Here is an 8,346-nt window from a genome sequence, read left to right on the forward strand (position 1 = left end):
ACAAGGTAGGATGAGATTTTCCGTATTATTTTTCATATTTGCCGCCTAAAATCAGGAACTGAATGAGTCTGGACAAGATCTTATCCATCGGAGGAAAACCGGGACTGTTTAAATTGCTGACCCAAACCCGCTCGGGTTTTGTGGCCGAGTCCCTGCTAGACGGGAAGAAGGTCACAGTTGGGATGACCAGCAACGTAAGCGTGCTTTCTGAGATCGCTATCTTTACCCTGGAGGAAGAACTGCCTCTTAAGGCCGTTTTCAAAAAGATCAAAGAGAAGGAGAACGGGGGAAAAACCTCCATAGGTCACAAAGAGGATAAAATCAAGCTGGAGGAATATTTTTTCGAAGTAGTTCCCAATTACGACGAGGACCGTGTCTATCCCAGCGACATCAAAAAGGTGATCCAATGGTATAACCTCCTGCACCAGCACGGGATCACGGATTTCGAAGCAGACGAAGCAGCCGAAACGGCAAAAGAGGAGTAGGACAGTCGTCCCGGATAGCCCCCATTATTTCTCATTATTATCTCTATATTAGGAGTCTGAACAAAACTGAGACTCCAGATGATACGTCGGTATTCACGATCCCTCCATTTCGCTCTAATCTTTATTCTTTCAACACTCCCCACGATTGCTCAGGATTCCATACAGCCTGTGGATTCCACCAAAAAGGCTACCAAGGAACTGCCTCTGGAACCTGAAAGGAATATCAGGTTCACCACCTCGGAAGGCACCTGGATCTCCCTGGACGTAAGTCCGGACGGCACAACCCTTGTCTTTGACCTGATGGGAGATATCTATACCCTGCCTATTCAGGGAGGTAAGGCCACGCCTCTCACCCAGGGCATGGCCTATGATGTCCACCCCCGATTCAGCCCGGATGGAAAATCGATTGTTTTTATTTCGGACAAGAGCGGTTCTGACAATCTGTGGACCTTACGGCTTGAGGATAAGGAGGAAAAGCAGGTCAGCAAGGCAAACAACCAGAATTTCTTCGCTGCAGAATGGACCCCGGACGGGGAGTATATCGTAGCAGCCCAGGGGAGGCGGAATATCAAAATGCACATCTATCACCGGGAAGGAGGCTCGGGAAGTGCCCTGATCGCTGAACCCAAGAATCTCAAGACCATCGACCCGGCCATTAGTCCGGACGGGAAATTGCTCTATTTCTCCCAGCGACAGAACGCCTGGAATTACAACGCCCAGTTACCGCAATACCAGATAGGGACCTATGATATGGAGGATGGCGATATGGCGGTGATCACCTCTCGCTATGGTTCTGCCTTTACGCCCACCTTGTCTCCGGATGGGAACTGGCTGGTCTACGGCAGCAGGTACGAAGAGAAAACAGGACTTGTTCTGCGGGACCTCAATTCAGGGAAGGAGCGATGGCTGGCCTATCCCGTACAGAGGGACGAACAGGAATCCATAGCGCCTTTGGGGGTGCTCCCGGCCATGTCCTTTACCCCAGACAGCAGAAAACTGCTCACTTCCTATGGAGGAAAGCTCTATTCCATTGATATCGCGAACAACACAGCCTCGGAAATCCCGTTCACGGCGGAGTTGGATCTCGATCTGGGGCCGCTATTGAAATTCTCCTATCCCATTGAGGATACCCCTGAAGCCCTGGTGACACAGATCCGGGATGCCAGGCCCTCTCCGGATGGCAAGAGACTGGCATTTACAGCCCTCAACAGGCTTTATGTTATGGACCTTCCCGATGGTACTCCCAGAAGACTTTCGGACCACGATTTTACAGAGGCTCAGCCCAGCTGGTCCCCGGATGGGAAGTGGTTGGTGTATACGACCTGGAAAGACGGAGGGGGGCACCTTTTTAAGGTCAATGCGGAGGGAAGGCCCAGGCAGGTACAGCTTACCCGGCGGGCTGGGGTATACAGTAACCCGCAATGGGCGTATTCCGGGAACCGGATCGCCTTCCAGAGAGGAACCGCGCAGGCTTACGCGGATGCCGTGGGACCCAGGGCCCGGGGAGCACAGGAAGACCTGGTCTGGATCTCTGCAGACGGAGGTGCCGTTCAATTCATAGACAAATCCAAGGGGAGGGAACAACCGCATTTTACGAAGGCTGACGACAGGATCTACCTGAGCCACTCTACCAAAGGCCTGGTATCCATTCGCTGGGACGGGACAGATGAAAAAGAGCTCTTGAAGTTGAAGGGGATAGAGACCTATGGATCAAGCGATATTTTTGACAAGGACCACATGGAGGGTACCTATCCCCATTATTTGCCTTTGGTGGAAGACAGCAGGGAAGACAACGACAAGGCCTCCAGGCCTACGGAGATCAGGATCTCCCCTGACGGTGCCACAGCCCTGGCATTGATCAACAACGATATCTATACTGTTACGATCCCGAGGTATGGGAAGACCCCCACTATCTCTGTTGCCAAACCTGAGAAAGCTGCCTTCCCGGCGGTGAAGCTGACCACCCTGGGGGGAGAGTTCCCGGCCTGGTCCGACGACAGCAAGAAAGTTCACTGGTCTCTCGGGGCCAGCCATTTCCGGTACGACCTGGCGGCCGGAAAACAGTTCAGGGACAGTGTGGCTGCAGCGAAGAAAGCGGAGAAAGAACTCGCGGATGCTCAGAAGCAAAAAGATTCTACGGCCAACGGGAATGACAAGGAGAAGGAAAGTGAGGCCTTTGAAGCCGAAGAGTTTAAGATCAAGGTGAAATACAGGCGGTATATGCCTGAAGGGAATTTACTGTTAAAAGGGGGAAGGATCATCACCATGAAAGGGGATGAGATCATTGAGAACGGCGATATCCTGATCGAGAACAACCGGATCAAAGCGCTCGGGCCGACAGGTTCCGTCGCGGTACCGAAAAATACAAGGGTAATCGATGTAAGCGGTAAAACGCTCACCCCGGGATTTGTGGACACCCATGCCCATATGTGGCCTATCTGGGGGATCCATAAAAACCAGGTATGGATGTACTCAGCCAACCTGGCCTATGGGGTGACCACCACCCGGGATCCCCAGACCGCCACTACGGATGTCCTCACCTATTCAGACATGGTTGAGGTCGGTATGCTGCACGGCCCTCGAGTATACAGCACAGGACCCGGAGTGGGATTCTGGAGGTATAAGATAGAGAGCCTGGACCACGCCAAACGCGTATTGAAGCAATACAGTGAATATTACCATACAAAAACCATCAAGATGTACCTGGTCGGGAACCGGCAACAGAGGCAATGGATCATCATGGCCGCCAGGGAACTCGAATTGATGCCGACGACAGAAGGGGGGCTCGATTTTAAGTTGAACATGAACCAGTTGCTGGATGGTTATCCCGGACATGAACATTCCCTTCCGATCTATCCTATCTACAGGGATGTGGTCAAATCCATTGCAGAGGCTCAAATGGCCGTAACGCCAACTCTGCTGGTCTCTTATGGAGGCCCCTGGGCAGAGAATTATTTCTACGCCAAGGAAGATGTGTGGAACGATGAGAAATTGCAGCATTTCACCCCCTATGAAGAACTGGCAAATAAATCCAGGAGGAGGCCGGGTTGGTTTATGGATGAGGAACACGTCTTTATGAAACACGCCGAATTCATGGATGATCTGGTCAGGGAAGGAGGGCTCGCCGGGATAGGCAGCCACGGGCAGCTACAGGGTTTGGGATTCCACTGGGAATTGTGGTCTGTGGCCAGCGGGGGCATGAAAAATCACGATGCCCTAAAAGTAGCGACGATCCACGGGGCTACGGCGATAGGACTTGAGAAGGATCTCGGATCCCTCGAAGCGGGAAAGCTGGCCGATATCCTGATCCTGGGTGAAGATCCCCTGGAGGATCTCAGGAACACCAATACCCTAACGCATGTGATCAAGAACGGCACGGTCTACGATGCCGAAACCCTGGATGAGGTGTGGCCGGTAGAGAAGAAAGCTTCACCTTTCAGCTGGCAATCCGAAAAACCAACGGGTATTCCGGGCATCAAGGAGTGATTCCGAATGTAAAGCATGGTTGCGATTATCGGGAAGTATCCCTGATAAAATCCGCCACATCCTTCTTGAACTGGGCCATGGACGGTGGATGCGTATACATCATATGCCCGGCCTCGTAATACTTCATGATGATATTTTTCTTGATCTCCGGGGTCAGTCCCAGGTGATTGATACTGTGTTCCACCCCGTAGAAAACCGTGGCAATATCGTAGATCCCGTTCAGGATGAGCACTTTCACATTGGGATCCCTCGACATAGCCTCGGCCAGGTCGACCCCCGTATTGATCGCAGCCTGTGTTCCCCAGCGTTCGTTCCCCTCGTGCTTCCAGTCCCATTTAAACCCTTCTCTCTCATAGGCTGAGGTGGCGTAATGCAGGGACTTGTCTACCTTCAGGTCCCGGTACAGATAATCCAGGAATCCGGCGGTATAGGCAGGAGAAATGGCTGAGCTCTGGGGATCATGACTTCCTTCCTGTGCCAGCAGATCCTGGTTGATACCCGTAAAACGGGAGTCTAACCGCCCTACGATCTCGCCTTTATCCCGGAGGAATTCCGCAAAGAATTCACTGTTGGTGACCCTGAGGTTTGCCTTTATCCAATAGTCTGCCTTCGTCCCTGTATACCGGGCCAGCTTACCGGCCATCTCACTCTTCTCATCATCCGTAAGCCTATCCCCTTTGAAGAGGGCGGGGGAGTATTCTTCTTCGGTGAACGTCCTGACTTCATCCAAAAATGCATAGAGGTCCACAGGTTTTTCCGGGATCATATCGTGGTACCAGGCCGTAGCTGCATAGGTGGGGAAATGGACGATGTAAGGTAGATCGTCCTCTGGCGGAAAGAGGAGAGTCCTCAGATCGAAAACCGCTGAGACCATGACGACCCCGTTAAGGGCGATCCCGTCCTTGAGCAGATGGTTCATCAGTCCCGCATTACGGAATGTGCCATAACTTTCGCCCAGCAGGTATTTGGGACTATTCATCCTGTCGTTTGCGATCAGGAACTGCCTGATAAAGAGGGCCAGGCTTCTGATATCCTGGTCGACTCCCCAGAAATCCTTGAATTCGGCCTTACCCAGGGGCACGCTCAGGCCGGTTCCCACAGGGTCGATCATGACCAGGTCTGCCACATCCAGGATGGAGAAATTGTTATTGACTACCTGATAGGGAGACGCCGGGGTGTAGTCAGGGTCGTTCACGACGATCCTTTTAGGCCCGAGGATGCCCATATGGAGCCAGTAGGAAGAAGATCCGGGACCGCCGTTATAAGCAAAGACTATAGGTCTTTTCCTCGTTTCAGACTCCCGTTTGTCTCCTTTTGTATAAAAGGTATGGCCCATGAGGGCAATGGGCTTGTTCTGTTCGTCCCTAACCTCGAAGGTCCCCGCCTGGGCAGTGAGGTATAGGGTTCTTCCATTTATGTTCACACTTTGCATGCTGGTGAACACTTCGGCCCTGGGGATGGTATCCCGTTCCCTTTGGCCATGAACCATCTGGACTATCAACAGCGCGGCTAAAATGAATATCCTTTTCATATTTTTTGGCTTGGTTAAATCTCGTATTCTGAAATCAGTCTTTGATGATCTCCCTCGATTTCTCAGGAGGTTTTACCCAGTCTATCCTGGGTGAAGGATAATAGGCAACATCCATCATTTGCAGGTAGGGGGTCTGGTTGGCAAGCCTTACCCGGAAATCCTCCCAGTCCCTGTTCTCCTCAAGGCTCCAGCTGAGCTCAGCGTACCCTATCGCCCTGGGGAAAGCCAGATACTCCAATTCCTGCATATTGCTGATCGTCTCAGACCAGAGTGGGGCTTCCACCCCAAGGATCCGGTCCTTGGGAATATTGGGAAGGTAAGTCTCCGGGTTCCAGATATAGGCGGTATCTACCGGGATGTAGGCGGCCCAGTGCAGGCCGTGTTTAGATAGAGTATCGTACTGCATGTCCAGGTAGGCTTTTTTGGCGGGGGACAGGATGACCTTCATCCCCTTTTCGACGGCGGTGGTTGCATTTTCCGCATCGGCCCAGAACTGGGCAATGGAAGAAGGGTCCACATCGGCCTGGGCGATCTCATCCCACCCGATCATGGTTTTCCCGTACTTTTGGACGATCTTTTCCACCTTGTTCACAAAATAGATATAATCATCTTTCTCAGTGGAATGGCTTTCATCCCCGCCAATGTGGAAGTAGGGTCCAGGTGTGATGGCGGAGATCTCCCGCACCACATCATCCAGGAAGGCATAAACCGTATCCTTTCGGGTATCGAAGGTGCTAAAGCCCACCCGGGTTCCTTCGTAAAGTTTCAGGGGCTTGCCCGTTCCATCCAGGAAAGGGTAGGAAACAGAGGCTGCATTGGTGTGTCCGGGCATGTCTACCTCCGGGATAATCGTCATAAAGTGAGCGTTGGCATAAGCCACGATGTCCTTGTAATCGTCCTGGGTGAAAAATCCTCCAGCTTCGCCTCCCACTTCGGTACTTCCCCCCACTTCGGTGAGTTTCGGCCAGGCCTTGATCTCAATTCGCCACCCCTGGTCGTCTGTCAGGTGGAGGTGCAGGACGTTGATCTTGTAATACGCCAGCAGGTCTATGTATTTTTTGACGTCTTCCACGCTGAAGAAATGGCGGGCCACGTCGAGCATAGAGCCCCTGAATCCAAAATTGGGATAGTCTTCGACAGTACCTGAAGCCACAGGCCAGATCGGGTGTGCCGCCAGGGTATCATTGGAGACTTCAGGGATGAGCTGCCTGATGGTCTGTACTCCCCTGAAGGCAGCTTCAGCCGAGGGTGCCTCCAGGACCATAGAATCCTTGAAAATAGAGAGTCTGTACGCTTCCCGGTTTGGCCAGGACGTTCCGCCTTGCTGACGGAAAAAGATGACCGGATCGCCTTCTTTTCCAGATTCCGGATTGACCTCCGGCCGGATGCCTGCCTTTTGGCTGATCTTCTCCGCCAGGAAGGAAGCCACTTCCTCAAGGCGCTCGTCATCCCCCTGGGTGACAATGCGGGTAAATTGATCGAGGCGAAAACTGCTGCCCGAGGCCACCATCTTTGAAGGAATGGGAATAAGGTGTTCCTTACTTAGATCCAGGGAAGGCATGTCGATTTCCTCCCTTTTATTTTCACAAGAGGCACCAACGCACAAAAAGAAGGTGATCAGGCCTGTCCATAATAAATCTTTAGTCAATTTCATACGTGTCAATTTAAGTATTTGCTGAGCACTTCGTACCAAAGTGCATATCCTTTTTCATTCATATGCAACCCGTCCTCCTCAAACAGGCTCTCATCTACCTGATCGTCCCTGAGCATCACATTCCAGATGTTCGCAAATTGGACCCGGTCTGATTGGGAGGCGTATTTTTCCAACTTGCGATTCAGCCTCTGGAAACGCCTTTTTAAACTCCATCTTTCAGGGCTGGGCTTGGCGGCGATCAGGACAAACCGTGTGTCCGGAAATTCCTCCCACACCTTTCTCAGGATCTTTTTCGTGTTCCTCATCACCCTGGAAGGACATTTGCGGTAACCGAGGTCATTATCCCCTTCATAAATAAAGACCTTTTCAGGGCTAAAATCCAGAATGAGTGGTTTGACAAACCTCAAAAGATCTTTGCTTTGGGATCCCCCGAATCCCGCATTGACGATTCGATGATCGGGAAAAGATTCCTCTAGTTCCTTCCACAGCCTGATACTGGAACTTCCCGTAAAAACCACGGCCCTTTGTTTACTTTGTTTAAGGGCTTTGTACTTCTGACTGATCAGGGCCACTTCCTCGGTGAAATCCTCTTTTCCCTGCGATCTGCCCGATGCGATGCATGAACACAAAATGATCGTGAAGGCTATGAGCCTGAGGTTTTTTGGAACCGGGGAATTCATTTATTTTCCAGGAGGGGTTATCAGTTCTTCAGCTATACCCCAATCGTAAAACCGTTCTATCCAGGAATCGGAAGGCAGGCCCTGAGGCCTCATCCCGAAACCGTGTCCGCCTTTTGAATACATATGGATGGCCGCATTTTGTTTGGCATTGTACCACGAATTATACAAATCGATACTGCCGCTGGCAAGACCCAGGGGATCGTCAGAGGCACAGATGACCAACATGGGAGGTTTATCCGCTGAGACAGGCTGCACGGGCATAGCATCGGTCCAGGCATAGACAGGGACCAGAAAGTCGGGTTCCGACTCAGGAGTGGCGTTGTAAGCAACCCCCATGGTCACGGCACCCCCGGCGGAAAAGCCCATAAAACCGATCCTGTCCTCCCTTAACCCCCATTCTTTTGCATGTTCCCGAACGTAATTTACAGCAGCGAGTCCATCAGCCACGGAATAGGGAATCACGGCAGAGATCAGCCTCTTGAATTCCTCCAGGTTGTTGCTACTCGTCTC

Annotated in this window: 6 protein-coding genes; 2 read left to right on the forward strand and 4 right to left on the reverse strand. The window is 51.8% G+C overall.

Annotated elements, in window-relative coordinates:
- Window positions 1-62 precede the first annotated feature (62 nt).
- Both ABYP73_RS09165 and ABYP73_RS09170 read left to right on the forward strand, forming a co-directional pair.
- Window positions 63-485 carry a DUF5606 domain-containing protein gene (locus tag ABYP73_RS09165; protein WP_372945175.1) on the forward strand — a complete coding sequence of 141 codons (423 nt, stop codon included), beginning with the start codon at window positions 63-65 and terminating at the stop codon, window positions 483-485.
- Between the two features lie 78 nt (window positions 486-563).
- Window positions 564-3,971 (forward strand): amidohydrolase family protein, encoded by a 3,408-nt coding sequence (locus ABYP73_RS09170; protein ID WP_372974119.1) that lies wholly within the window; start codon window positions 564-566, stop codon window positions 3,969-3,971.
- A gap of 25 nt (window positions 3,972-3,996) precedes the next feature.
- Here the strand turns inward: ABYP73_RS09170 and ABYP73_RS09175 are convergent, their stop codons facing one another.
- The 4 genes from ABYP73_RS09175 to ABYP73_RS09190 form a co-directional block, all read right to left on the reverse strand.
- The gene (locus tag ABYP73_RS09175) at window positions 3,997-5,502 is read right to left on the reverse strand and encodes a S10 family peptidase (RefSeq protein ID WP_372974120.1); all 1,506 of its coding nucleotides are present in this window, start codon (window positions 5,500-5,502) and stop codon (window positions 3,997-3,999) included.
- A 34-nt stretch (window positions 5,503-5,536) separates the two neighbouring features.
- A complete protein-coding gene (locus ABYP73_RS09180) occupies window positions 5,537-7,156 on the reverse strand; it encodes a family 20 glycosylhydrolase (protein ID WP_372945926.1) in 1,620 nt (539 codons plus the stop codon).
- A gap of 5 nt (window positions 7,157-7,161) precedes the next feature.
- Window positions 7,162-7,836, reverse strand: a complete 675-nt coding sequence (locus ABYP73_RS09185; RefSeq protein WP_372945925.1) for a GDSL-type esterase/lipase family protein — start codon at window positions 7,834-7,836, stop codon at window positions 7,162-7,164.
- Window positions 7,837-8,346 (reverse strand): alpha/beta hydrolase (locus tag ABYP73_RS09190; protein WP_372974121.1); only part of this gene is annotated, 510 nt, incomplete at its 5' end. It lies immediately after the preceding gene.

Origin of the sequence: Muriicola sp. (assembly GCF_041567615.1) — a bacterium.
Lineage (GTDB): Bacteria > Bacteroidota > Bacteroidia > Flavobacteriales > Flavobacteriaceae > Muriicola.

Excerpts from the sequence above, each read along its gene's own strand:
- ABYP73_RS09165 (WP_372945175.1), top strand. The coding sequence starts at position 63 with ATGAGTCTGGACAAGATCTTATCCATCGGAGGAAAACCGGGACTGTTT.
- ABYP73_RS09170 (WP_372974119.1), top strand. The coding sequence starts at position 564 with ATGATACGTCGGTATTCACGATCCCTCCATTTCGCTCTAATCTTTATT.
- ABYP73_RS09175 (WP_372974120.1), bottom strand. The coding sequence starts at position 5,502 with ATGAAAAGGATATTCATTTTAGCCGCGCTGTTGATAGTCCAGATGGTT.
- ABYP73_RS09180 (WP_372945926.1), bottom strand. The coding sequence starts at position 7,156 with ATGAAATTGACTAAAGATTTATTATGGACAGGCCTGATCACCTTCTTT.
- ABYP73_RS09185 (WP_372945925.1), bottom strand. The coding sequence starts at position 7,836 with ATGAATTCCCCGGTTCCAAAAAACCTCAGGCTCATAGCCTTCACGATC.